This window comes from Vibrio sp. 1-2 (7-a) (assembly GCF_013048515.1).
GTDB lineage: Bacteria > Pseudomonadota > Gammaproteobacteria > Enterobacterales > Vibrionaceae > Vibrio > Vibrio diabolicus.
Genome location: NZ_VHSQ01000002.1, coordinates 349,993 through 374,115 on the forward strand (window position 1 = coordinate 349,993; position 24,123 = coordinate 374,115).

Below are 24,123 nucleotides of genomic sequence, written 5' to 3' on the forward strand. Positions count from 1 at the left end.
TTTGTTCGGATAAGAAAAATTAATTCGGTTTATCGATTGCCCTCTTTGAAATGTAATTGAGAACCATTTACATTAATTTAAAAGAAAACATTGAGATACTTACAAAACGAAGTGTCCAAGAAAGTAGGCGCCCCCTACTAAGGAATGATTGATATGACAGCACTAATTACTCAATGGCTAGAACGAGACCCTGATCCTAAGACTCGCGAAGAGCTACAACACCTCGTCGATACAAATAATGAACAAGAGCTTACTGATCGCTTTGGATCGCGCCTTGCCTTTGGTACAGCAGGGTTACGCGGCAAAGTGGGCGCAGGTCCAAACCGAATGAACCGTTTGGTGATCCAAGAGACAGCCACTGGCCTAGGAAACTATTTGCTAGAGCAAGTCAAAGATGCCGCAAATCGTGGTGTCGTTATTGGCTACGACGGTCGTCCTGATTCAAAACAATTCGCGCATGATACCGCTTCCGTACTGACTGCCCTTGGCATCAAGGTGTACTTGACGTACGACGTCGCAGCAACCCCAATTGTTGCGTTTGGTGTCCGTACATTGAATGCTGCGGCCGCTGTTGTTGTTACCGCTAGCCACAATCCACCAGAGTACAATGGCTTTAAAGTATATTGGGAGAATGGCGCACAAATCATTCCTCCACACGACTCTGGAATCGCAGCGAAAATTGATGCCGCAACAACGAAGCCATTACCTTTAATGTCTCTCGATGATGCAAAACAGCACGGTTTGTTAGTTTGGTTGGAAGACGACTACTACCAAACTTACCGTAAAACGATGAACGAAAACGCGCTGCTTACTCCTGACAACAACACCGATATTTCTATCGCTTACACTGCGATGCATGGCGTTGGGGCGAATATGGCGGAAACGCTACTTGCCGACGCAGGCTTCCAAAAAGTGGCAAGTGTTAAGGAACAGCGCGAACCTGATGGCAGCTTCCCAACCGTCAACTTCCCAAACCCTGAAGAAGCGGGAGCAATGGATATGGTGATGGCGTTGGGTAAATCTGTAGATGCTGATATCGCTTGTGCCAACGATCCAGATGCCGACCGTTTTGCAGTGGCGGTAAAACGCCCAGATGGCGAATACCAAATGTTAACCGGTGACCAAGTGGGGTCACTGTTTGGCGATTACTTGCTAGAACAGCAACCTAACGCTCTGGTTGGCAACACCATCGTATCATCAAGAATGCTGAGTAGCATTGCCAAAGCGCATGGCGCCCAATACTACCAAACGTTAACAGGCTTCAAATGGCTCACTAACGTTGCCATGGAGCAAGAGACAGAAGCCAATCCATTCTTGTTTGCTTATGAAGAAGCGCTCGGTTATACCGTGGGTAACAAGGTGTGGGATAAAGATGGTTTATCTGCAATCGTCGCATTTGCCCAGCTAACAGGAAAACTTAAAGCTCAAGGCAAAACACTATGGGATAAATTGGAAGAACTGTACCGCGAGCACGGTTTCTACTTTAACGCGCAGCGCAGTATCGCTCTCGACCCGAACTCTCCACCAATCGGCGACAAACTCCGTGCAAACCCACCAACAGAGATTGCTGGTAAAAAAGTCGCAGTAACTGAAGATCTAAAAACATCGGTTCGCATGTTTGATGACGGCTCAGAAGAATCCATTGACTTACCAGCAAGTGACGTATTGATTTATCACCTAGAAGATCAATCTCGCGTGATTGTTCGCCCTTCGGGTACTGAGCCAAAACTAAAATGTTACTACGAAGTCATCAACCTCTTCCCAGCGGATATGAGCTATGCACAAGCACAGCAAGCGGCAGAGGCGAAGATGAACGAACTTATCGACGCGCATCAGACAAGTTTGTAAGTCAAAGAGAAGCAGAGACATCTGATACGATAAGAGGCGCAAATTCGCGCCTCTTTTTTTGATTTTGACTAGAACAAGTCAAGCTAACCAGTGCTTTTCCCTAGCTTACAATTTCCTTTTGTAGAAAGTACTTGTGGATGCCCTCTGCAGGATAGCCTGAGTACTGCCCTACTTTTTCAAAACCCAATTTGAGATAGAATTCGAGAGCTTGGAAGCTGTAGGTATCCAAATAAACATGGGTAACCCCGTGAGGCTTTACTTTTTCTTCTAACGTTGACATTAACTGGCTACCGATACCAGATGTCCGACTTTCAGCATCTACCCACAAAAACTCAACAAACACCGTGTTTTTAAACATTTCGCCAGTCAGACCACCCATGATCTTGCCATTCTCATCTTTAGCAAAACATCCCACAGCATGCACTTCCCCTTCAGGCAAATGCAGTCGGTTATAAGATCGAATACCTTCACGAACAGAATCAAGGTCTGTTTGATCTGGATTTAAACAAAATTCAAGCTTCATACATCCTCTCCTTAGGAAACATCAATATCCTAAAACAAAAAGCCAGCAATTGCTGGCTTTCTGGTGGAATATAATAACTTTACAAGGCGAAACTGCTCAGCATCCACAACGCGAGAATAACGAACACTAAACCCATTAGTTTATGTTGATACGTGCGGAATTTTTCGTTCTCGAGCAGCCCCTTACCCAATGTGCCTGCCAGCCCAACAAGTAATAAATTGAATGACAAGCCAAGGACGTTTAACAATAACCCTAGTGCTAGCATCTGCTCACCAGAAGACGCTGTAATATTGCTTGAGACAAACTGCGGCAAAAACATCACAAAAAATACCAACGCTTTAGGGTTAAGCAAATTACTCATCAAAGCACGTTGATAATAAGTTGACGCCATTTTGTTTTGACCATTAAGCTCTGGAGCCGAAGATGCCTCAGCTCGTAAGCAGTCCCAACCCATTTTTAACAAGTAAGCGCCACCTAAGAGATGAAGGACTTTAAGGGCGATTGGGCTCATTGCAATCAGGGTAGATACTCCCATTGCAGCAAGCAAAGTAAGAATAACACCAGACGTCGCATTGCCTAAGCTAGCAAACAGACCGACCTTCTTACCGTAACTCATACTAGAGCTCGCGATAAGCAACATATCGGGCCCTGGTAACAGCAACAAAGCCACTACTGCGGTGAGATAAACAGGAAGTACAGATAAATCAATCATGATGGAACCGCTTTTTCTACAACAAAGCGGCGAATGTTATACCAACAAAATAACAACAGCCAGCCCAAAATCACCAAGATGATTCAGAAAATAAAAATCATAGTTCGCTAGATTGCAAAATAACAATCAATTCGCCTATTTATAAAAATCGAATAGCAATTTTGTACAAAAATAAGCACGATGGATCCGTTACACTTCTAAGATGACTTTCTTGAGCAGACCGGATAAAGATGAAAGAAAAGAATAAGGAAATCGCTACCTTCAAGATAGCTCAAGAGCTCGGCGGTTTAGAACTTCTCGATGCAAAGTACGAGAAGCAGAATTTTTCACGCCATAGCCACGAAGGTTACACTATTGGTGTCATCGAAAAAGGGGCACAACAATTTTTTAGGACGGGCGGGAATCATATCGCGCCACAGGACAGCATCATCCTTGTTAATGCCGATGAAGTACACAACGGGCATTCAGCCTCGGAAGGCGGCTGGGAATACAAAGCAATGTACCCCGTACCTCAGCAGTTTCAAACTTTAGGACAAGATCTTGGTTCACCAAATGTAGCGCTGCCCTATTTTCCTCAACCTGTGGTTTACGATCCTGAGCTGGCTAGTCAGTTACGATTGGTGTTTGAAACACTAGAAAAATCAGACAACCGTTTATTGAGAGAAACTTTGGTTTACGGCACGTTGATCAAGTTAGCCAGTAAACACAGCACCCACCGGGCACCACTGAAAGAATCAACCAGAGCTCAGCGACAAATACAGCTGGTCAAAGAGTTTTTGGAAGACTTCCCGCAAACGGACGTCTCGCTAGAAGAGCTCGCAAAACTGGCTGGGTTAAGCCCTTTTCATTTGCTAAGAAAGTTTCAAAAACAGTTTGGCTTCCCTCCCCATGCTTATCAAATTCAACAACGTTTACGAATGGCAAAGAAGTTGCTCAAACTCGGACAAAAAATTTCAGATGTAGCGCAAGAATGTGGCTTCCATGATCAGAGCCACCTGCATCGACACTTTAAAAAAGCCATGGGCGTCACGCCCGGTCAATACATTCGTCACAGCTAAAGAGCAATATTGTACAAGGCGTTATGCCGCTATCTCGTTACCTTGATAGCCTGATTTTGGAACAACTAAGAATAAACTATGGACCACACTTTGCCGCTAAAAGAAGAATCAAAAGCTGCGTTATTTTGGCAAGGCACACTTGCGATGATGCCACTGAGTATCGCGGTGTTACCTTGGGGTTTGCTCGCAGGCTCATTCGCGATTGATACTGGGCTTCACCCTTTGGAAGGACAAGCACTATCCGCCATTCTGTTCGCAGGTTCCGCGCAGCTCGTCGCGATGGGGATGATTAAATCGGGGGCAGGCCTAGTAACCATGTTACTAACAACGTTTTTTATCACCTCTCGACACTTCCTCTACAGTGTATCGATGCGCAGTAAAATTGCACCACTTCCTCTTAAATGGCGGTTATCACTCGGATTCTTACTCACTGATGAGCTGTTTGCGATTGTAGGTCATCATTCCGATAAACAATTTAATCGCTGGTATGCGCTTGGGGCTGGTTTGAGTTTTTACCTGTTTTGGAATATCGCGACATTGACGGGCATTATTGCGGGAAGCCTGATCCCTGAACTGAACGAAATGGGATTGGAATTTGCTGTGGCCGCGACTTTTATCGCAATTGTAGTTCCGACTATTAAAAATATGGCGGTGCTCGCGAGTGTTGTCGTGGCATTAGTGAGCTCGGTCGCCCTAACCTATTACCAAGTGGAAGGAAGTTTGATGATTTCGAGCATTTTAGCCATGCTTACAGGCTACTTTGTGGAACAAGTACAGGAGAAAAACTAATGATCATGTTGTCTATTTTACTGATGACGGGACTTGTTTTCACCAGCCGCTACTTGTTTTTAGAACCCAAGCTACCACTGCGATTAGGGACACGTACACAAAAAGTCCTCAACTACGCCAGCCCTGCGGTACTCACTGCGATCTGGGCGCCTATCGTTTTCATTCCCGATGGAGCACTCAGCGTGAATGTGCACAACCCATTTTTATTGGCTGCCTTGCTGGCTGCGTTAATCGCGTACTTTACTAAAAATGTTCTTTTAACGACGGTGATCAGCATGGTGGTATTTCTCGTTCTGCGAATTTGGCTTTAATTCGCCACCCACTCAATCTCCAACAGGGTGACATCACCACACTTTAATCGTCCAAGGAAGATGTCACCTTGATGCACCTCACCAACTCCTTTTGGTGTGCCGGTCATTACCACATCGCCATCTTGAAGTGTTGTGTAACTCGTTAATTCATCCAAAATGGTTAGCGGCGGATAGAGCATCTGGTTAACGTGACCTTTTTGTACACGAACGCAGTTAATCAAGAGCTCTAGGTTAAGATCATTAATATCAATGTTATCCAAAGAGACAAATCGACTAAACACTGCGGAGCCATCAAACGCTTTAGCACGCTCCCAGGGCAACCCTTGTTGTTTAAGTGAAGACTGCAAACCGCGCTTGGTCAGATCCAATCCCAAACCGACCGCTGAATAGTGTCCATCTCTGATCAGAAAACAGATTTCAGCCTCGTAATGAAGAGGCTCTTGATGAAATGAACGCAGAGTCGTCGATACGGAAGTCGCGGGTTTATTAAATACCACCATTTGCTCAGGTATCGCATTATCAAGCTCATGAATATGTTCAACGTAATTTCGCCCAACACAAAGCACTTTACCCACTTCTACTTTCTTTTCTTCAACTTGAATAACGCTCATCGCTCTTCCCTGCAAAACAAAAACCTCATCATAATCTAACCTATTGACTTAACGACACTAAATCCCATCCTCTAGTGTGAAAAATAAGACATTCACCCCGTTTTGAGTTTTGTATCATCTAATTGAAACATCACGGTATTTGCAAAACAAATAGACAAAAAAGCCAGCACGAGGCTGGCTTTAAATCAATAAGGGTGAATGATTGTTCTCGCTAAATCCTATTATAGGTAGTAACGAGCACCTATCGCCCATTTGTCATCAGTTTCACGAGCATGGTCATCATTTAGGTCAAACTGGTAACCCGCGTAACCAACAAATTTAGGCGTGAAGTTGTACTCTGCCTGCAGTGCCATTTCCTCACGAGCGGTTTCTGTTTTAGAGTTTTTGAACTCTTTACCTTCAACCATCTCGTAGTTAACGCTCAAGTTTAAGCTGTTCGCTAGAGCGTATGCGATGATCGCTTCGTACGCATCACTTTCCGCCAAACGGTCGCCATTTACACTGAAGTTCATATTTTCATTTGAACCATATACCGCGGCAAGGAACAGACCTTGGCCGTAAGCGCCGTAAGATGCAGACACAACATGTGATTCCGCGGTGTGTTTACCTGTGTAAGCAGGGTGTTGGAAGTCACCACCGTTGTATGAGTAGCCAATTTTCGCGCCCATGATTGCGTAAGAAAGCGCAACTTGCATGCGGTCATCGTATTTAAGACCACCAGTGATAGTACCTGCGTCGTTACGCGTGTATTCATCATTTGCGCCTTGCCATCCAAGACCAACGTTAATCGCACCTGCTTCGCCTAAATCAAAGCCATTTCGATAAGACAGCATTTTATCCGCACGACCTGTGCCTAGGTTTCCGTGATCGTCGTAAATGAAGTCATTCGCAAACGCAATTGGCATATCCGCGATGCCTGCTACATCATAGTAAGGTGACCATTGCGTACCACCTACTGCACGACCGTAAACCTCATGTGTTAAACCTAAGTAACCTAGACGAGTTTTAAACGACTCTTCACCGCCATCTAAGTAGTTTAGAGCCCATTCACCACGTGCGTCTGCGGTGAAGCCATTGCCTAAATCTTGTGTCGCAGAGATATTGATACGAGGAGAGTTAGTACCAACATCCGTGTCACCTTGCTCTGAACCATTTAAGTTAACAGAAACGTGGCCGCCCATCGAAAATGTTGTGCCATCGTTATTATAAAGTTCCACTGCCACTGCTTGAGTGCCGAAAGTTGCTGCTGCGATTGCCGCTGCTAATAATTTTTTATTCATTTCTAAATCCATTACTTATTAGTTGGTTAGTCAGTTTTAGACCCAGCTCTGATTCACTTTCGTAAAACGAAATGATGAACACAGAAAGGAATACAAAGGCCCTCTGGGGCATCTTTTCCGCCAGAATGGATTTACCTTTGTGTAACAACTGCCGACACTTTATTTGATTAGTTCCTGATAACCGAGTGAAAAATTCTCAGCAAAAAACTAAAAAGCAAACGTTTACTTATCCGAAAAAAAATCCAGGCGTAAAAACCTTACAAAAAGAAATGCTTTAACGAGATAGTGCTCACAAATACTTGATGAACCCCAACTTTTGAAAATAACTTTCCCGTCAAAATGAAATATTTACTTACATTTTGGAACAAAAATAGGTTCAGGAACTTTTTGAAAAAAGCACGGTCCCCAATAGAAGGCAGAAAAACCTCAAAAAAGATAAAACCTTTCTTTTTATAAGAGATATAAGAAGGGGCACTTATTCTCGCCAGCAATAAAAGTGCAATCAAATCATAACTTAACAGAAATCTATCTTTCATTTTCAGGGTTTACCTTAGCGTCATCAACACATCGGGCAAGAAAGCCCATCGATTACAACTAGGGTAATAAGAAAATGAAAAAGGCAGCACTAACTACTGCAATTCTTACAGCATTGGTATCAGCACCATCATTCGCAGCAACAGTATACAAAAACGACGGTACTGAATTAAAAGTTGGCGGCCGCGTTGAGTTCCGTGGTGACTTCATCGGTTCAGGTGGTGCTGAAGTTGAAGGCTCAATGGAAGATAAAAGCCGCGCTCGTCTTAATCTAAAAGGTAAAACGGACATCGGCAATGGCCTTTCTGCATTCGGTGTTTACGAAGCCGAGCAAAAAACGGGCAAGAGTGAATTCAAAAACCGCTACATGTATGCAGGTGTCGACTCTGATATCGGTGCTTTCTCTGTAGGTCGTCAAGACATGGCTGCAGTCATCATCTCTGACATGACGGATATCACTGAGTTCTCTGGTGTTCAGCAAGTTATCGATTCGTCTTCTGATAAGCAAGACAGCGTTTTCGCATACCGTGGTGCGTTTGATGCGCTACAACTGCAAGCAACCTACCAAGCAAACTCTAGCGATAACGAAGATAAATACGGCATCTCTGGAATGTACTCACTACCAATGGGCCTCGACTTTGGTCTTGCATATTCTGGTGGCGACGTAAATAAAGACAACTCTGAAGATCAAATTCTAGGTGGTATCGCCTACTCGATGGATAACCTATACCTAGCAGGTACTTATTCTCAAGGTTCCCTGACTGACGCTGAAGACTTTACGGCTTACGAGCTAGTCGCAAGCTACAAAGTAGCAAGCAAAGTGACACTTGCTGCGCTATACACAGCTCAAGAGAATGATCCAGACAACAGTTCAAAGTACGACACCGTTGAAGGTATCGAGCTTGTTGGTTACTACAAACTAAACAGTAACTTCCGTACTTACCTGTCTTACTACATCAACCAACTCGATGAAAAGAAGGATGTAGTAGATGGTAAAGTGAAAGTGGTTCAAGGTGAAGACACACTACGTCTAGGCGTACGTTACGATTTCTAATTCACTCTTGTCCTAAGAGCGAGTCCAATTGGCCAGCATGCTTGCTGGCCATTTTTTTGTGTAACCCAAGATAACTCGATAAATTTTCACACTATCCAAACGTCGCTCAGCAATGAAAAACGAGCGTAGTGACTCCTGCCTCTGCCCTCTTTTAATGCGATTTGTCACTAAGTTAGTGCATTTCTCCTAATAGCCAACCGAACTAAAATAAAAAGACAATTAAAATCAAATAGATAAAAATTGGCACGCGTTCTGCAATATTATTTATGCAAATGCATGGCAGCGTTTGTGCTTCTCGTTCTTTGTACCTGTTATAACAGGCACGTCCTTTGAATTGGTAATGTCGCCTCCCTCTGGGAGGCATTTTTTTATTGGCGCGAAAAACAATAGGACGTATGATCCCGCCACCTCTATCAAACTGGAATTTTTCAATTGAATCATCATCCTGTTCAAGGTGCGTCCTGGATGCTAACAGCTGGCTTGGCATTCGCCATAGTGAACAGCTTCGCCCAAATTGCTAGCATCAACTTTGGTGTCTCTTCCACCACATTCGCATTATTCCAATACGCTATTGCCTTATTTGTCATTCTGCCCTATCTGCGTACACTTGGAATTAGACGCTCACTAAGAACCCAACACTTTGGTTGGCATGCCTTCCGTATTTTTCTCTCTGTTATCGGGATTCAGCTTTGGCTTTGGGCACTCGCTTATCCAGTTCCGATTTGGCAAGGCATTGCGCTTCTGATGACCTCTCCATTATTTGCAACGGTTGGATCTGGCTTGTTACTCAAAGAGAAAGTAGGTACTGCACGCTGGTTAGCAACATTAACAGGGTTTGTTGGTGCTATGATCATTCTTGAGCCGTGGGCAGATTCATTTACATGGGCGACCCTGCTTCCTGTTGGCGCCGCATTTTTCTGGGCAGCGTATTCTCTGATGGTAAAGAAAATGTCGGTCAACGATCCGCCCTCAACCATGGTTGTCTATTTATTACTGCTGATAACGCCGTTTAATATCTTATTGGCAATACCGACATTTACGATGCCAAATACCTGGACGATATGGGGCGTACTTTTAGCCGCAGGCGCGCTTACAGCACTCGCTCAATGGGCTATCGTTAAAGCGTACGCAGTTGCAGACGCCTCGTTTGTGCAACCATTTGATCACGCAAAACTGCCTTTGAATGTCGTTGCTGGCTGGTTGGTGTTTGGCTGGGTACCACCTGGTCGTTTATGGCTAGGCGCCGCGATTATTATTGCCTCCATTGCGTTTATTACGCACTGGGAATCGAAAAAGACAAAGCTAGTTGAAAGAAAAGTCTAATTTCAAGGTTCTATATTTTCAGGAAAGGAAATGAGGAACACCATATGAGTCAACCAATCAAAATTACACTGTACCGCTGGGCTGGTAGTTGGGGTCCATTCAAAGTCAATATTCCTTGTGGTGAATGTACGTTAACTAAAGATATTTTGACGGATACTTTTAAAAACGAACTCGCTGATGTCCCCGTTGAACTGGAAGTAAAAGATTGGTTATCACATTGGTGGGAACCATTAAAAGCAGGGGCCTGGCATGCACCGATTCTTATTGTCGAAGGAAAAGTGGTCAGCCAAGGAGAAGCGCTAAACCGGGGCGTGCTTGTGCAATCAGTTATCGCTGAATGGGTCAAACGCGATGAGCTAAAAGGCAACATTGTTTATGGTAAAGCCACCTGCCCTTACTGTGTCAAAGCGAAACAACTACTTGACGATGCTGGTGTTCAATACGAGTATCATGACGTGGTTAAAGACAGCGCCGCTTTGTATCGCATGATCCCCGAAGTAAAAGCCATCATTGGAGAAAAAACGCCGGTAACAGTGCCGCAGATCTGGTTGGATGGAAAGTATGTTGGAGGCGCTGACGATTTAGAAAAGTGGTTAGCAGCAAAGGGGCTAGATAAAGTGCCTAATAATGTCGTGGAGATACCAAGCCAATCCGCTTAGCGTTTGATTCAAATGCCATCCGTCTTTGAGTAGTGGTTTACCAATGTTGTTCAATATGTAGGCTGCCACTAAAAACAAGACAGATAAAAGCAAAAAGCCCTGATTCTTCAATCAGGGCTTTTTAAATTATTTCGCCAGTTTTTTCATAACACGAGCAAAAACAGAAGCTTTTTTCTTCTTCGCTTTACCGTAAAGCGCTTTGTGCATCGCGTCTTTTGCAATCATCTGGCCAATATAAGCACCACCAAGTTCGTTACCCATGACCTTCTCCTGAATGTATTGACTTAACTATGTTGTAATTTTACACCACAATTAGATAAAAACAAGACTGTCGTCACATTTATTTTGTAATTAACTTTCAGGTTAGTTCTGATTACTTTTTCGAAACGGGCGCCTATCGCTTAGGTTGCTGGTATGTTTTACCCGCTGCGACGTACGTATCTTTCTGTTTGATTTCAAAGAATGTTTCAAAGAACCACGCAGCAAATTTGATCAAGTGATCGCCTTCATTCATGACGTGCTCCACGTATTCTTGCTCTTCTCCGGACTCGTCTTCTTGAGTGGTAATATGGTAAATACGTTTCTCGCCATCAACTTCTGCAAGACCAAACTGACCCGTTAGGGATTGTGCCGCTTGTGCAACTTCTTCTTCCTCACACGCCTTCAAGACTTCGAGTGCCTTTGGCATGCTTTCTTGCTGAGTAATTTCTTTTACCAGTGTTTCAAATTCGTTTTGTTGCATTCTTTCACCTAACGATTAGAGATCGGATAGTCATTTGGGCAGAAAGGTATCCCCAAGCTGAGAGGAGCATCAGGCATTGCCCTCTTCCTCTCAAACTGAGTCATTCAATATACACAATGATCCTGACTTAATTTAGCAGCGCATTTTAGAAAGCTGCCTCTTTCGTTGCAAGTATATTCAGGTGGAAGTTTCTGCTTGAATCGTCCCTTTGGGTACTTTACGAAATTGACTCAATGCAAGCACACAGCAAGAAAGTAACGCAATAAACAAATAAAACACCCCAAGCTGGTTTTGATTCGTGACCCAAGAATCTACCAAGTATCCGCCAAACAACCCGGCTAAACACATTTGAATTGCTCCAGATAGCGCAGAAACCGCTCCGGCCTGTTGCTTATGTGGCGACAGCAACAAACTAATTGATACCGGAAACGACATGCCTTGGGCAAAACTTAAACACGTAAATGCCACTAGTAATGAAAATACACTGAAGGGTGTAACCAACAACATGAAGCCAGCAATAGCAACAATCGCGAAACTCATCAGCAAGATTTGCTGAGCTTTGTAACGAGCGTTGATCAAATTAAGCACCAAGCTACCCGTCAGCAAACCAACTGACGGTATGATCATCAAAGAACCGTAATCTGCCGCCGTTAAGCCTAACTCTTGTTGCATTAAAAATGGATACAAGGAGAGCGTGACCAGAGCCGATAAATAACTAAGCCAGTTGTAGCTCGCACTACCAATCACTTGAGTATTCGTTAACAGACGCAAATAGTTCGCGCTTACTTGGCCTACTTTAAATTTTCGCTTCGGGTAAGGCAGCGTTTCTGGCAGCACCAATAAACCAAGCGTAAAAATAGCCATTAAGTAAATCAGCACAAACACAAAGACAGCATGCCAACTCAGGTGAAAAGCAATCCAGCCACCAAACAGTGGAGCAATAATTGGCATCACAGAAGCAGTTACTGAAATATAAGATAGCGCTTTGGTTAATTGCATACCGTCATAACTGTCACGCAATACGGAGCGACCAAGCACCGAGGCACTGCCCGCTCCCAAACCTTGAAGTAACCGCCCCGCTTCAAGAGCAATAATGTTGTCCGAAAACGCGATACACATAACCGTACCAACTAGGTACACACTTTGGCCCAGAATAAACACTGGTCGACGACCAATCGCATCAGACAATGGGCCATAAAACAGCTGAGAGATACCGAAGCCAACGAGAAATAGTGTGACGAGATTCTGAATCGAATGTTGCGGCAAATTCAAGTCATGACCAATCAATGGCAAAGAGGGAAGATAAATACTAACGCCAACTTGGCCTGTGGCAATGATCATCATCGCTAATAACAATGGTGTTTTACGCAAACGTTCCTCCTACTTTGTGACAGATTGATGGCAAACAGTGTATATTTGATACTCAAAGATGATAATCAGCTAAGTTGGAAAGGAATTAATTCCCAAGGAGACACAATGGACTGGATTCAAAGCGTGAAGAGTTATATTCGTGTGGTCGAAGAAGGTAGCTTTAATGCCGCAGCGCGAAAACTCAATACCACCAGCTCAGCTATCAGTAAGCGAGTTCAATGGCTAGAAGATAAAATTGGCGTTCAGCTACTTAAACGCACGACCCGCTCTATTAGCCAAACCGAAGCTGGTGCGCTGTTTTATCAACGAGCAAAAAATCAGTTGGATTCATGGCAATCAGTATTAGATGAAACTCGCTCAGTCAATCAATCACCAGCGGGGTTATTGAAAATTGGCGCGACACTGGCGGTTGGTTCTAAGTTTTTGGTGCATTACCTAGATGATTTCCTTGAGAAATATCCAGACATCACGCTTCAATTAACGACAACGCTACCAGGCCAATTGCCAGAGCTAAGCTTAGACCTGTTTATTAGCCGGGAATTAGAGCAACTGAACTCTCTGAGTTTCAAAGCCACTGCGCTTTTCGAACATAAAGCCCAGTTTTACGCTGCGCCTAGTTACCTAAAAAAATATGGCACCCCACAATGCGTTGAGGATCTGACAGAGCATAATGTCCTGATTTGGGGTGAAAAGCCCTCACGAGAAATCAAAACCAATCGAGGCAAACGTATCAGCTTGTCCGGTAACTTTGCCACGACCAACCCAGAAGCGCTGTTTCATGGTGCCAAAAGAGGCATGGGTATTCTGATGACGAATAACGTCATGATCAAAGATGATCTCAAATCCGGAGCTTTAGTGCCTATCTTGCCCGATATCACAGCGGATAAAGCCACTGTATATGCCTACTATCCAAAGCTGGATTATCAGCATACCCGAACTAAGCTGTTCCTCGATTATCTCAAATCGCGATTAGAAGAGGAGAAGCGCGCCTAGCTTAGCGTTTTTATCGCTATACCTTTAAAAGGTTCAAGCATAAAAACATGAAAATAATGATTTGTTCGTTCACAAAATTTGAAAAATTCGCCTTAGTAACCGATAGTTTATTTGATGCATATCAAATAATAACTCTTCGTGTCTCACACGATATGGTAATCACAACGCTAGGTGAAATGCTCAATGGGTCAGGTACAAATCAGTTTCCACAAAATTGATGAAATATTGAAGCTAAACGGCACGGCTCAGCTAAACCGAGTCACGTTAGATATTCATCAACAATTGCAGAGCCATTGCACTTGCGTTGTAGAAGTTGCGCATCTTCAACATGCGGCTCATACCATCTCCTTCGCTAGCAATGGAAAAATTACAGACAATCTAAGCTACCACCTTTCAGGCACCCCCTGTGAAAAAGTGGCAAAAGACATTGGCGAACATATTTTCTATCAGGACCAAGTTTACAAACGCTTTCCTGAAGATCAGATGTTTCAAGAGGATGGTATTCAAGCTTACATTGGTCTGCCATTAAAGACACAAAATGGCGAGGTTCTGGGAATTTTATTGTCCACCTTTACCCGAAGCATCCACGCTAAGGAAGCGCAAGATATCCTCGACTTCCACCGCTTTTATGCCAATGTCATTATTCACAGCTTACGTGAAAAGTGGGTCAGTGAACGTTCAGATAAGCTTCTTAATCAGCTTAGCTATGAAGTATCGCATGATAACCTAACTGGGCTGCTCAACCGTAGCTGCTTAGCTGATACCTTGGAGACATTGACGCAACAGGCCACTCGTCCATTCAGTTTGGCTTACCTAGACATCGATAACTTTAAATCGATCAATGATATCAACGGAAACTACATCGGCGACCAAATCATTAAGTTTACGGCGAACGCCATTCAACAAAGCTTGTCATCGCCAAACAACGCTTTTCGTGTCGCAGGAGATGAATTCGCCTTCATTACTTACGACGAAGATCCTGTCGCCGTGTGTCAGGAAGTACTCGACAAAATTGAAAGCGGCTACAGCGACAAATCTAACCGAATTTCTTTCACTGTTAGTATTGGTATCGCGCGCGCACCAGTACATATGTTGAACAGTGATGAGCTGATTTTGAATGCTAGCCTCGCTCTCAAAGACTGTAAAAAACATCGCGATACACGAATTCAGCATTACGACACACATCTTAGCGCCCTTTATCACCGTAGAACGCAGCTTATTGAAGCCATGCGCATTCAACTAAGCGCTGACATACATGATAGCGAAGAGTTGTATGTCGTTGTTCAGCCAATCGTAGATATCACAAGCGATCGCTGGAATTACTTTGAAATCCTAGCCCGCTGGAACAGCAATGTTTACGGAAACATCTCCCCTGCGGAATTCATTGAAGCTGCCGAACAATCAGGCCTGATTATCGAGTTGGGTGAACGTATTATTGAACTCGCATGTATCGCAAAACAAGAGCTAGAAGCCAACTTAGGATACAAAGTTAAACTCTCTATCAATTGCTCTGCGTATGAGCTGGTCGACTCTAACCGCTATATTAACCACCTAACTAACATGGTTGAAAAGTATCGGCATGAAGCAAAAGACTTTGTTATAGAGCTCACCGAGACCGTTTTACTCTCGCAAAGTGGCCGTGAACAGATGGTACTTAACTCATTGCGGTACTTAGGTTTTAAAGTCGCGTTGGATGATTTTGGTACGGGATACTCAAGCTTGAACTACATACACAATTATCCGATTGATAGCATTAAAATCGATGCAACCTTCGTTCAAAACATGCTCTCAAATACAACCTCTGAACAAGTGGTGTTTTTGATAGCGCAATTGGCAGAACTGCTTGATGTGGATTTGATTGCCGAAGGCGTAGAAGACGATAGAGCACTACAAAAGTTAATTGAAATGGGCTGCCACTACATTCAAGGCTATTTCTACTCTCGCCCGCACAGTGTTGATGAAATCGTACACCTGATAAATGAACGTGAAGTGCGGAGCGCCTAAGAGCTCTAAACAAGCGACGGTCATGGAATGTAAATCTAGTTAATGCACAAAGTAAAAGAGACCAAGCTATGCTTAGTCTCTTGTTATTTTTTGAGCGAAGTACTTTGTTACAGCACTGCTTTCTCTTTATCGCGTAATAGCTTATCCATTTCATCTCTGTTCGCGACAAAGGTTGCCATCTCTTTCTTAGGAACAGAGCTCGCCATTGGGATGTTTGCTCGCATAGCGTTAACTGGACGGCCGTATTCAATCAATTCATAGTGAAGGTGTGGCCCTGTCACTCGACCTGTTTTACCGGAAAGACCGATACGCTGGCCTCGAGAAACCTTTTGCCCTTTCTTAACCAGGATCTTACTTAGGTGTAAGTAACGGGTTTTGTATTTGCTGCCGTGCTCAACAACCACGTAGTTACCCGCATAAGGGTGTTTACGAGTCATGATTACTGTACCGTCACCAGTAGAAACGACTGGTGTACCGGTTGGCACGGCAAAGTCAGTACCGTTGTGCGGTGCGACACGCCCCGTTACTGGATGTAAACGATTGGGATTGAAGCCAGAACTGATACGCCAACGGCTACTTACAGGATAACGCTGGAATGCGCGCTGCAAGCTTTCGCCTTTGGCATTGTAGAATTGACCATCGGTATGAAGGTAAGCTGTGATTTCACGTCCGCGATTGTAGATCTTAATCGCCTCAATTTCGTTCTTGCCCGTTGGCACACCATTGATGCTTTGCGAACGACGAACGACTTCAAATCGATCACCTGCACGAAGATCACGCCCAAAGTTGAGTTGCTCTTTGAGTAAGCTCACAACTTGACTCACTTCTGCCGACGTTAGACCTAATCGACTTGCAGAAGAAGAGAAACTGCCTTGAATAACACCAACCAATGGTTCTTGGCGCCACACGCCAGGAATCGAGATATCGGTAAAGTCATAGCTACCATCACTATTTAGTTGGTAGACCACTTTATCTGCAATAGAAAATTGCAGTTCCATTTTCTCTAACTCGCCTGTCGCATCATCACGCCAAAAACGGAGCGTATTGCCCGGCTTTAGTGTATCAAGTGCAAGGTAGTTCAAATCCGTTTCCATTACTTTCATTAACGAGCTGTAACCGAAACCGAGCTGGCTAAAAATAGTGCTTAGGTTGTCACCAGCTTGGATTTGATATTCGAAGTTCGGGGGAGTGACAACTTCGGCAGTTGTCGCATCAAGAATTTTTTCAACGACCTGAGATTCAGGCAGGTTCAATGCGATGGTTTTGGTTAAAGATGACTCTTTGAGAGAGTGAGAAACACCAATCGCAACTAAAACTGGCAAGGAGTATAACAGCAGCGCTCTACGACTTGTCAGATTCGGCAACCGTCTTGTAATTTCATTTGTAGACACGGGAATTACTATCTCCTTTCAAACAAGGCTCATAGCTTATGCATTCCCGTATAAGAAATCACTATGAAATTTCGAGATCTAGCGCAGAAAACACTGAATTTTTACAGAACTCAAAAAAATGCATCACTGTTGCATATGTAAGTTATTCCCTACACGCTTTAATGTGGATGAATTTAATTGATTTGGCGTATCTGCCATTGCTTGATCGTCACCATGCGCTAAATATGAAAGCGCGATAATGGCATCACTTTCCCATGTAATTTGGGTAAATTTAACGCGGTCACCGACAAAAATACTGTCTAAAAGGACAACTCGGCTCGGCACGGGGTCAAACTTAAACAAGCCAACATAGTTAAACGAACCGCTACCTTGTGTCGTTACAATCATCGGTGCAGCAATCCATGAAACACTCTCAATCTCACGTTGACTAATAAACGCAGTTGGAACAAGTACCTGACCTTTTGTCGCACCTGCATCATAATCGCCTATCAAATAGCCGTTTTCTTTATCCCACTCATCAAGAAAAGTGACCGCTCCCTGCTCTGGTACTTGAATCGTCCATGGGTTGCGTGAAGTAATTCCCAGCGTCTCTTGCACAATAACATTGGTTTCTGCTTCCGTTTGAGGGAACTTAGCCATGATCTCTTCATCAGACAAACTAAAGCGATAAACACCCGCGATCACAACCACGACCAATAATACGATCGGAATAAGAAGAATAAGTGGTATCGGCAGGATTCTTTTGTGAGCCATGAAGACTTCCTTGTTTAAAGGTATAAATGAAAAGCGAGTATAGCATTGTATACCCAAATGATTTCATCCCTTCAAGTGTTTCAAAATTAAACTAAACTGACTGTATCCAAATGATTTTCAAGCCCAGATTTCATAACTGGCCACTGACACTGCTCTCAGTGTTCCAAATTCATTGGTGTATTGGGAAGAATAGGTAATCACGATGACAACAACCATTCATACATGCGAATGCGCCTGCGGTTTAGTTGAGCTCCGTTGTAAGGGAGAACCCATCCGTACGTCTGTCTGCCATTGTTTTGAATGCCAAAAGCGGACAGGCAGTGTGTTTGGGGTACAGGCTCGCTTTGATAAAGAGCACGTAACTTTAAACGGTGAGGTCACCTGCTATACGCGAATGGGGGATGATGGCAGCGAGGTTCAGTATGAGTTTTGCCCTTCTTGCGGCACGACAATGCGCTTATTGGTCTCTACATTTCCTGAAATCATGATCATTCCCGTCGGTCTTTTTACTGATAAAGAGTTCCACCAACCAACGGTTTCAATCTATGAACAGAGGAAACATGGATGGGTGAGTTTCGAATGTACAATGGAACACATCAGGTAGGGGAAATCCCCCTCTATGTCGTTATCACGGTCAACGCAAAAGCTCTATAAATGAGATTTTTTTGAGAATGATCAACCGAGTTTTACTGTAAGGGGTTTCGTAACGCGGTGTGAGCGTTATAATCGGCTCCTAACATTTGGTGGGGTTTTATTGTGATTTCCAGACTTCCTCGTTGGGTGGAATATGGCGCGTTTCTACTTGCCCTTCTCGCGGGCTGCGTCAATGCCGTTGGTCTTCTCGGCTTTCAACATCAAGCGATAACACATCTTTCGGGAACCGTAACTCAGCTAGGGAACAGCTTGCTAACAGGTGTGGATAGCTCCATTCACCTGCTCTTCATCGTATTTAGCTTTTTGATCGGTGCTGCCTTTAGCGGCTTTTTTATTGAGAGCAGTGCGTTAAAACTAGGGCGAAGATATGGTGTTGCACTGTGCATAGAAGGGAGCTTGCTCCTACTCAGTTTGGGCTTTTTGGTGCAAGGGGATTTGTACGGCCAATATCTAGCGTCAGCAGCATGTGGATTACAAAACGCAATGATCACTACATTCAGCGGCGCAGTAGTCAGAACCACACATATGACTGGAATCATCACCGATCTGGGGATTATGATTGGAGAAAGCTTAAGAGGTCGTCAATTTGATCGACGTAAAGCAAAGCTATTCCTATTCATTTTCTTCGGATTCTTGCTTGGCGGTGTCGCAGGAGCCGCACTATTCGTGGTATATGGATTATATACGCTCGTCTTCCCTGCAATATTGGCTTTCGCTACGGCTCTGATCTACTGGAGTTACCTTTACGTGCTTAGTCGCCAACAAAAAGCATAAAATCTCGAACCGATTGAGGCCGAATGCTTCAATCGGTTATAGCTCAACTATCTCACCACTGCACATCATAATAAACGTTTTATCGTGTTGTAACGCAGCTAAAAACCTTATAACAGCTAGGGCTAACAGGGCTTCAGGTAAAAAGTTAGTTAGATCAAAGTCACATTTGTTTACCGTTTTATTATTCCAGTCACAATGCGCCCCATAATTCTCTGCGCTGCTCGCGCTCCATGCTACAATTTTCTAACACAAGCAACATATTCGTATACACTTATACGTTATTTGACCAATTACCCGACAAATCGGCTGAATAACTAGATGTATTTAATGAATAGTATTGCAATGGATGCAGTTTGCGGGTACCCTCCGCAAAACTGTGATTAAATACGGATGTTTAGTGAATATTTATGTCATGGAAATGGCAAGTATTGACTAGTAGTAACACGAGACAACTATGCATAACACCACTAATGCTACTGAAGCTCCTAAGGGCAACTTTTGGATGTTTTTCATCCCTTCCCTAATCGGTCTTCTACTCTTTATGGCTCCGATCTCATACGATGGCGGCCTAACTATCCCTGTTGCGGTTATGGCAAAAGTCATCCCGGCAGTATTAGGCGATACCTTGATCGCTATCGTCACCAGTATCATCGCTTTCATGGCAGTAGCTTCTGTTCTTTGCAAAATTTTCAAGCCTGCAGCGATTTTACGTAATGGATTTTTAAACGGTCTTTTCAATCCATCGCCGCTTTGGCTTATTGTTCGCTTAATCGGCGGTGCAGCCGTATTAATGACATTCTTCCAAGTGGGTCCAAAAGCGATTTGGGAAGAAAACACAGGTGGCCTTGTTCTTACCGGTCTTCTACCAACTTTGTTTGCGGTGTTCATTTTTGCGGGCCTACTCCTTCCGCTTCTTCTGAACTTTGGTCTTCTTGAGCTGTTTGGCGCATTACTGAGTAAAATAATGCGCCCGGTATTCAACCTGCCTGGACGTAGCGCAATTGACTGTATGGCGTCTTGGTTAGGCGACGGCAGTGTTGGTATCTTGCTAACCAGCAAACAGTACGAAAATAAATTCTATACTCAGCGTGAAGCCGCTGTTGTCGGGACAACGTTCTCAGCAGTATCGATCACGTTTAGCTTAGTGGTTATCGCTCAGGTACAGTTAGAGCATCTGTTCCTACCTTTCTACGGCGCAATCTGTTTAGCAGGTATTGTCGCTGCGGTTATCATTCCTCGCTTACCGCCGCTAAGCCTGAAGAAAGATCGTTACATTGATGGCAGCAACCCAGATAAAGATGCTGACGCCGTACCAGAAGGCCACACCACATTCTCATGGGGTATGGATCTAGCACTTAAGCGCGCGGGTCAGGTAACATCTGTTCAGTCTGTATTTAAAGAAGGCGTACATAACGCAATCGACATGGTGTTTGGTGTACTGCCTGTGGTTATGGGTCTAGGTACCGTGGCATTAGTGATTGCAGAGTACACTCCTGTATTTGAAATTCTAGGTCAGCCATTCATTCCATACCTAGAGCTACTGCAAATCCCAGAAGCTGTCGCCGCATCACAGACTATTGTTGTTGGCTTTGCGGATATGTTTATCCCGGCAATTTTAGCGGCATCAATTGATAATGAAATGACACGTTTTGTTATTGCAGCAATGTCAGTAACTCAGCTTATCTACATGTCAGAAGTTGGCGCCCTACTACTAGGCAGCAAAATTCCAGTAAACATTGTAGAACTGTTCGTTATTTTCATTCTGCGTACGCTAATCACATTACCTGTGATTGCTGGTGTTGCTCATCTGATTTTCTAAAATCAAAGCATCAATCAACAAAGGCTCCGCATTGTCGGGGCCTTTTTTATGTCTAAAACTCTATCTACAGCTCTATTCAGATCACTTAATTAGCAAACGCTCATAACTTACAACGAACAGCTCCAATCACGCCCCCTTTTACGACAGTTAAGTCGCTCTCATCTCACCAATAACGCCAACCTGAAACACTATGCTTTACACAATTCTTTTCATTATGACGCTTTCATTAACAGAGCGCACAAACCTGATCAAACTCACGGTTTTTGTCGTAACTTACCGTTTTGTTTAAATTTGGTTAAAAAAGACAACAAATAGACTCATGTTTTTGACAAAGATGTCGATAAAAAAGATAACCAAACACAATAGGTTTCTCTTGATGCCGAATTCACCCGTTTAAAAAGAGGTGAAGCATAGTGAAGCCAACCGGGAGAATCAGAGGAAAGCTCATGAAATTTAGACATAAGGTTGTCACAGCCTCGTCATTTTTGCTGCTAATTACCGTGTCACTGCTGTCGACGCAACAAGTTATGACGATCCGCTCCCAAACGCAGGAGCACATTGACTCGAGTGTGAACGAGATATTGACCAGTGTTGGAAATACCGTGCAATCAGAAATGAATGCTAAAAAGGATCTCGCTCGTTCTATTACTGAAGTTATCGAACTTAATCCAAGTTCACACAACTACGTTCAGAACATTCTTGAGCGACCAACACCAAAAGCCAGCTTTCTTGCGATTGGCTTTGGTTATGAAAGCAATGGCTTCGTGATTGAAAATGACGACGGCTGGGAAGCAGGACCAGACTACGATCCGCGTCAACGTCCTTGGTTCATCGCAGCTAAAAACAAAGGCGATTTGGTCGTAACAGACCCATACGTCGATGCGTCTTCAAAAAACGTCATCATCTCTGTTGGTACACCAGTAAAAGAAAACGGCCAGTTCTTAGCTGGTATGTTTTATGACCTTGAGCTCACTACCCTTTCTGACCTCGTCAACCAAGTGAATCTGTTTGACGCTGGTTACTTATTTTTGGTCACCGCTGATGGAACAACCATTGCTCACCCTCAAAGCAAATACAACGGTGAAAAAGTTGGTAGCTACCTACCACAGGTCGATCTTACACAATCAACGCAACACATTGAGATCGATGGCGATCGTTATATGATTAACTTGACTCACATCCCGGGCGAGAACTGGTACGTGGGTTCAGTTATTGATGAAGCTATCGCCTACTCTGCCGTAGGAGAGCTTCGCAACAGCGCTATTATTTATTCAATCATTGCCGTGATTGCTTCTGTTATTGCACTGACTCTGCTCATTCGCACACTCATGCGTCCGCTAGACACATTAAACAACGCGATTAAAGGTGTTGCGTCTGGGAAAGGCGATCTTACACAGCGCCTTGAAACTGATACTGACCAAGAATTCTCAGAGCTTGCTACAAACTTCAATACGTTCATGGAAAACTTGCAACAGCAAATTATTGAGTCGAAGAGTATTTCTGATCAAATTTTGAATGGCACTCAAATCACCGCTGAGGGTGCAAAAGATTCGGCTGGTGCTATTCAAACTCAGCTACAAGAGCTAGAACAATTAGCCACCGCGATGCACGAAATGTCTGTTACCGCGACTGAAGTTGCCAATAATGCGCAAGGCGCAGCAAGTGCAGCCAAAGAAGCTGATCAAGCAACGGTTGAGGGCTCTTCTGTGGTCGGTGAATCGACACAAACGATCAACATGCTTTCCGATAGCATTGACCTTGCTGTCGAAGAAGTGCAAGTGCTTGAATCTGCAACCGCCAACATCGAAACGATTCTAAAAGTCATCAACGATATTGCGGACCAAACGAACTTACTCGCGTTGAATGCCGCAATTGAGGCTGCACGTGCGGGAGAATCTGGCCGAGGCTTCGCCGTCGTTGCTGATGAAGTTCGTACACTGGCGCAACGAACTCAAGAATCAACAACAGAAATTCGTACTATGATTGAGCAGCTGCAATCTGGCGCATCATCTGTGGCAAATGCTATGCATCAAAGCAAGGGTAGCGCTGTAGAAGCCGTAGAAAAAGCAGACTTGGCAAACAACGCGCTACAACGTATTCGTGATGCGATTCAGCGTATTTCTGATATGAACTTACAAATCGCCTCAGCGGCGGAAGAACAAAGCTTAGTTGCGGAAGAGATCAACAACAATACGGTGAATATTAAAGACCTATCGACTCAAGTCGCCGAATCTGCAAATCGAACTAACGATGCTATGCAGGCACAGCAAGAAGATGTACATAAACAAGATCAAATATTAAACCGATTTACAGTCTAGTCTTCACCTAAACAAAAACAGCGAGCCAATGCTCGCTGTTTTTGTTTTTAGACCTCTATCGCAGTGGTATCTAGACTTAGAACGCCTAGTTTTTAGTGTTGTTGCCACTCGGCTCAAAACTGTTATCACGCTTGCTATGCTGCCTTTCCCACTCTAGTTGAATTCAACATGGATATAGCGGTCATTGGAGCGACGATAATAACGATCATCCACTTTTAAATAGGTGAAATCTCCAATCTTTATGTAGGTACTATTACGAGGAATTCGGTCGTGGTAGTAGTAACTGCGTCTTGGTCGTCGAGACTCCACATAAATAACGTCACGATGTTTATACTTATGTTTATGCTTGTGCTTGCGTTTATGATGATGGTGATCATATCGATGACCATGCCTATGTTTCGGGTCAGCCATCACTTCTGTACTGAACACACCTAAAGACAATATAACGCCAACCATGGCAAAAGATAATTGCTTTGACACAACAGAGCCTCTTATTAATATCAATAGCAACATAATAGGTAAGTGAATCACTGCACATGTCAGTCTTTCGCCAAGGAGTTTTACTACAAGGTCAAAGCTTATCGTGATTATCAGAGAAAGGT

The 24,123-nt window shown here is 43.9% G+C and carries 23 protein-coding genes; 13 read left to right on the top strand and 10 right to left on the bottom strand.

Annotated elements, in window-relative coordinates; genetic code table 11:
- Nucleotides 1-153 precede the first annotated feature (153 nt).
- Nucleotides 154-1,848: a phospho-sugar mutase gene (locus FKN08_RS09220; RefSeq protein WP_170891935.1), complete on the top strand. Its 1,695-nt coding sequence runs from the start codon at nucleotides 154-156 to the stop codon at nucleotides 1,846-1,848.
- Between the two features lie 100 nt (nucleotides 1,849-1,948).
- Here FKN08_RS09220 and FKN08_RS09225 read toward each other — a convergent pair whose 3' ends face one another.
- Together FKN08_RS09225 and FKN08_RS09230 are read right to left on the bottom strand one after the other, a co-directional pair.
- The gene (locus tag FKN08_RS09225) at nucleotides 1,949-2,371 is read right to left on the bottom strand and encodes a GNAT family N-acetyltransferase (protein WP_170891937.1); all 423 of its coding nucleotides are present in this window, start codon (nucleotides 2,369-2,371) and stop codon (nucleotides 1,949-1,951) included.
- A 79-nt stretch (nucleotides 2,372-2,450) separates the two neighbouring features.
- Entirely contained in the window at nucleotides 2,451-3,083 is a 633-nt protein-coding gene (locus FKN08_RS09230) for a LysE family translocator (protein ID WP_170891938.1), read from the bottom strand.
- A gap of 230 nt (nucleotides 3,084-3,313) precedes the next feature.
- Between FKN08_RS09230 and FKN08_RS09235 the strand changes: the two genes are divergently transcribed.
- The 3 genes from FKN08_RS09235 to FKN08_RS09245 all read left to right on the top strand — a co-directional run bounded on the left by FKN08_RS09235 (nucleotide 3,314) and on the right by FKN08_RS09245 (nucleotide 5,241).
- Nucleotides 3,314-4,141, top strand: a complete 828-nt coding sequence (locus FKN08_RS09235) for an AraC family transcriptional regulator (protein WP_170891940.1) — start codon at nucleotides 3,314-3,316, stop codon at nucleotides 4,139-4,141.
- A 78-nt stretch (nucleotides 4,142-4,219) separates the two neighbouring features.
- The gene (locus FKN08_RS09240) at nucleotides 4,220-4,930 is read left to right on the top strand and encodes an AzlC family ABC transporter permease (RefSeq protein WP_170891942.1); all 711 of its coding nucleotides are present in this window, start codon (nucleotides 4,220-4,222) and stop codon (nucleotides 4,928-4,930) included.
- Nucleotides 4,930-5,241 carry an AzlD domain-containing protein gene (locus FKN08_RS09245; RefSeq protein WP_006742072.1) on the top strand — a complete coding sequence of 104 codons (312 nt, stop codon included), beginning with the start codon at nucleotides 4,930-4,932 and terminating at the stop codon, nucleotides 5,239-5,241. Before FKN08_RS09240 ends, FKN08_RS09245 begins: the two co-directional genes overlap by 1 nt.
- On the opposite strand, the gene FKN08_RS09250 is transcribed toward FKN08_RS09245, so the two are convergent.
- The gene (locus FKN08_RS09250; RefSeq protein WP_170891944.1) at nucleotides 5,238-5,852 is read right to left on the bottom strand and encodes a fumarylacetoacetate hydrolase family protein; all 615 of its coding nucleotides are present in this window, start codon (nucleotides 5,850-5,852) and stop codon (nucleotides 5,238-5,240) included. The genes FKN08_RS09245 and FKN08_RS09250 overlap by 4 nt on opposite strands.
- Before the next feature lie 221 nt (nucleotides 5,853-6,073).
- Nucleotides 6,074-7,132, bottom strand: coding sequence for a porin (locus FKN08_RS09255; RefSeq protein ID WP_170891946.1), 1,059 nt, complete (start codon nucleotides 7,130-7,132; stop codon nucleotides 6,074-6,076).
- Nucleotides 7,133-7,742: 610 nt separating this feature from the next.
- Here FKN08_RS09255 and FKN08_RS09260 point away from each other — a divergent pair.
- The 3 genes from FKN08_RS09260 (at nucleotide 7,743) to FKN08_RS09270 (ending at nucleotide 10,702) form a co-directional block, all read left to right on the top strand.
- The gene (locus FKN08_RS09260; protein WP_046873714.1) at nucleotides 7,743-8,720 is read left to right on the top strand and encodes a porin; all 978 of its coding nucleotides are present in this window, start codon (nucleotides 7,743-7,745) and stop codon (nucleotides 8,718-8,720) included.
- A gap of 465 nt (nucleotides 8,721-9,185) precedes the next feature.
- Complete coding sequence (locus tag FKN08_RS09265) at nucleotides 9,186-10,043, top strand: DMT family transporter (RefSeq protein ID WP_053809570.1); 858 nt, start codon at nucleotides 9,186-9,188, stop codon at nucleotides 10,041-10,043.
- 44 nt (nucleotides 10,044-10,087) lie between these two features.
- On the top strand, nucleotides 10,088-10,702 hold the full coding sequence (locus tag FKN08_RS09270) for a glutaredoxin (RefSeq protein WP_053809571.1): 615 nt from the start codon (nucleotides 10,088-10,090) through the stop codon (nucleotides 10,700-10,702).
- A gap of 126 nt (nucleotides 10,703-10,828) precedes the next feature.
- Here the strand turns inward: FKN08_RS09270 and FKN08_RS23910 are convergent, their stop codons facing one another.
- The 3 genes from FKN08_RS23910 to FKN08_RS09280 form a co-directional block, all read right to left on the bottom strand.
- The gene (locus FKN08_RS23910) at nucleotides 10,829-10,963 is read right to left on the bottom strand and encodes a hypothetical protein (protein ID WP_005391196.1); all 135 of its coding nucleotides are present in this window, start codon (nucleotides 10,961-10,963) and stop codon (nucleotides 10,829-10,831) included.
- A 133-nt stretch (nucleotides 10,964-11,096) separates the two neighbouring features.
- Nucleotides 11,097-11,444: a hypothetical protein gene (locus FKN08_RS09275; RefSeq protein WP_005391198.1), complete on the bottom strand. Its 348-nt coding sequence runs from the start codon at nucleotides 11,442-11,444 to the stop codon at nucleotides 11,097-11,099.
- A gap of 177 nt (nucleotides 11,445-11,621) precedes the next feature.
- Entirely contained in the window at nucleotides 11,622-12,815 is a 1,194-nt protein-coding gene (locus tag FKN08_RS09280) for a multidrug effflux MFS transporter (protein ID WP_170891948.1), read from the bottom strand.
- A 105-nt stretch (nucleotides 12,816-12,920) separates the two neighbouring features.
- On the opposite strand from FKN08_RS09280, the gene FKN08_RS09285 reads away from it, so the two are divergent.
- Entirely contained in the window at nucleotides 12,921-13,808 is an 888-nt protein-coding gene (locus FKN08_RS09285; RefSeq protein WP_005391202.1) for a LysR family transcriptional regulator, read from the top strand.
- 183 nt (nucleotides 13,809-13,991) lie between these two features.
- On the top strand, nucleotides 13,992-15,812 hold the full coding sequence (locus FKN08_RS09290) for a GGDEF domain-containing phosphodiesterase (RefSeq protein ID WP_170891950.1): 1,821 nt from the start codon (nucleotides 13,992-13,994) through the stop codon (nucleotides 15,810-15,812).
- Between the two features lie 107 nt (nucleotides 15,813-15,919).
- Here the strand turns inward: FKN08_RS09290 and FKN08_RS09295 are convergent, their stop codons facing one another.
- Together FKN08_RS09295 and FKN08_RS09300 are read right to left on the bottom strand one after the other, a co-directional pair.
- On the bottom strand, nucleotides 15,920-17,203 hold the full coding sequence (locus FKN08_RS09295) for a peptidoglycan DD-metalloendopeptidase family protein (RefSeq protein WP_074189911.1): 1,284 nt from the start codon (nucleotides 17,201-17,203) through the stop codon (nucleotides 15,920-15,922).
- 123 nt (nucleotides 17,204-17,326) lie between these two features.
- Nucleotides 17,327-17,956, bottom strand: coding sequence for a hypothetical protein (locus FKN08_RS09300; protein WP_150917873.1), 630 nt, complete (start codon nucleotides 17,954-17,956; stop codon nucleotides 17,327-17,329).
- Nucleotides 17,957-18,158: 202 nt separating this feature from the next.
- Between FKN08_RS09300 and FKN08_RS09305 the strand changes: the two genes are divergently transcribed.
- The 4 genes from FKN08_RS09305 (at nucleotide 18,159) to FKN08_RS09320 (ending at nucleotide 23,521) form a co-directional block, all read left to right on the top strand.
- The gene (locus FKN08_RS09305) at nucleotides 18,159-18,560 is read left to right on the top strand and encodes a GFA family protein (protein ID WP_012842460.1); all 402 of its coding nucleotides are present in this window, start codon (nucleotides 18,159-18,161) and stop codon (nucleotides 18,558-18,560) included.
- A 152-nt stretch (nucleotides 18,561-18,712) separates the two neighbouring features.
- Complete coding sequence (locus tag FKN08_RS09310; protein ID WP_005391213.1) at nucleotides 18,713-19,384, top strand: YoaK family protein; 672 nt, start codon at nucleotides 18,713-18,715, stop codon at nucleotides 19,382-19,384.
- 454 nt (nucleotides 19,385-19,838) lie between these two features.
- Nucleotides 19,839-21,203 (top strand): YjiH family protein, encoded by a 1,365-nt coding sequence (locus tag FKN08_RS09315; RefSeq protein ID WP_031780191.1) that lies wholly within the window; start codon nucleotides 19,839-19,841, stop codon nucleotides 21,201-21,203.
- A 446-nt stretch (nucleotides 21,204-21,649) separates the two neighbouring features.
- Nucleotides 21,650-23,521 carry a methyl-accepting chemotaxis protein gene (locus FKN08_RS09320; protein WP_048625268.1) on the top strand — a complete coding sequence of 624 codons (1,872 nt, stop codon included), beginning with the start codon at nucleotides 21,650-21,652 and terminating at the stop codon, nucleotides 23,519-23,521.
- A gap of 153 nt (nucleotides 23,522-23,674) precedes the next feature.
- Here the strand turns inward: FKN08_RS09320 and FKN08_RS09325 are convergent, their stop codons facing one another.
- Complete coding sequence (locus tag FKN08_RS09325) at nucleotides 23,675-24,001, bottom strand: hypothetical protein (RefSeq protein ID WP_170891951.1); 327 nt, start codon at nucleotides 23,999-24,001, stop codon at nucleotides 23,675-23,677.
- Nucleotides 24,002-24,123: the final 122 nt, after the last annotated feature.

What these genes read in the sequence shown, in the direction of transcription:
- FKN08_RS09270 (WP_053809571.1), top strand. Translation starts at nt 10,088, where the DNA reads ATGAGTCAACCAATCAAAATTACACTGTACCGCTGGGCTGGTAGTTGG.
- FKN08_RS09275 (WP_005391198.1), bottom strand. Translation starts at nt 11,444, where the DNA reads ATGCAACAAAACGAATTTGAAACACTGGTAAAAGAAATTACTCAGCAA.
- FKN08_RS09265 (WP_053809570.1), top strand. Translation starts at nt 9,186, where the DNA reads ATGCTAACAGCTGGCTTGGCATTCGCCATAGTGAACAGCTTCGCCCAA.
- FKN08_RS09260 (WP_046873714.1), top strand. Translation starts at nt 7,743, where the DNA reads ATGAAAAAGGCAGCACTAACTACTGCAATTCTTACAGCATTGGTATCA.
- FKN08_RS09250 (WP_170891944.1), bottom strand. Translation starts at nt 5,852, where the DNA reads ATGAGCGTTATTCAAGTTGAAGAAAAGAAAGTAGAAGTGGGTAAAGTG.
- FKN08_RS23910 (WP_005391196.1), bottom strand. Translation starts at nt 10,963, where the DNA reads ATGGGTAACGAACTTGGTGGTGCTTATATTGGCCAGATGATTGCAAAA.
- FKN08_RS09300 (WP_150917873.1), bottom strand. Translation starts at nt 17,956, where the DNA reads ATGGCTCACAAAAGAATCCTGCCGATACCACTTATTCTTCTTATTCCG.
- FKN08_RS09320 (WP_048625268.1), top strand. Translation starts at nt 21,650, where the DNA reads ATGAAATTTAGACATAAGGTTGTCACAGCCTCGTCATTTTTGCTGCTA.
- FKN08_RS09235 (WP_170891940.1), top strand. Translation starts at nt 3,314, where the DNA reads ATGAAAGAAAAGAATAAGGAAATCGCTACCTTCAAGATAGCTCAAGAG.
- FKN08_RS09230 (WP_170891938.1), bottom strand. Translation starts at nt 3,083, where the DNA reads ATGATTGATTTATCTGTACTTCCTGTTTATCTCACCGCAGTAGTGGCT.
- FKN08_RS09285 (WP_005391202.1), top strand. Translation starts at nt 12,921, where the DNA reads ATGGACTGGATTCAAAGCGTGAAGAGTTATATTCGTGTGGTCGAAGAA.
- FKN08_RS09290 (WP_170891950.1), top strand. Translation starts at nt 13,992, where the DNA reads ATGGGTCAGGTACAAATCAGTTTCCACAAAATTGATGAAATATTGAAG.
- FKN08_RS09220 (WP_170891935.1), top strand. Translation starts at nt 154, where the DNA reads ATGACAGCACTAATTACTCAATGGCTAGAACGAGACCCTGATCCTAAG.
- FKN08_RS09240 (WP_170891942.1), top strand. Translation starts at nt 4,220, where the DNA reads ATGGACCACACTTTGCCGCTAAAAGAAGAATCAAAAGCTGCGTTATTT.
- FKN08_RS09315 (WP_031780191.1), top strand. Translation starts at nt 19,839, where the DNA reads ATGCATAACACCACTAATGCTACTGAAGCTCCTAAGGGCAACTTTTGG.
- FKN08_RS09255 (WP_170891946.1), bottom strand. Translation starts at nt 7,132, where the DNA reads ATGAATAAAAAATTATTAGCAGCGGCAATCGCAGCAGCAACTTTCGGC.
- FKN08_RS09305 (WP_012842460.1), top strand. Translation starts at nt 18,159, where the DNA reads ATGACAACAACCATTCATACATGCGAATGCGCCTGCGGTTTAGTTGAG.
- FKN08_RS09245 (WP_006742072.1), top strand. Translation starts at nt 4,930, where the DNA reads ATGATCATGTTGTCTATTTTACTGATGACGGGACTTGTTTTCACCAGC.
- FKN08_RS09225 (WP_170891937.1), bottom strand. Translation starts at nt 2,371, where the DNA reads ATGAAGCTTGAATTTTGTTTAAATCCAGATCAAACAGACCTTGATTCT.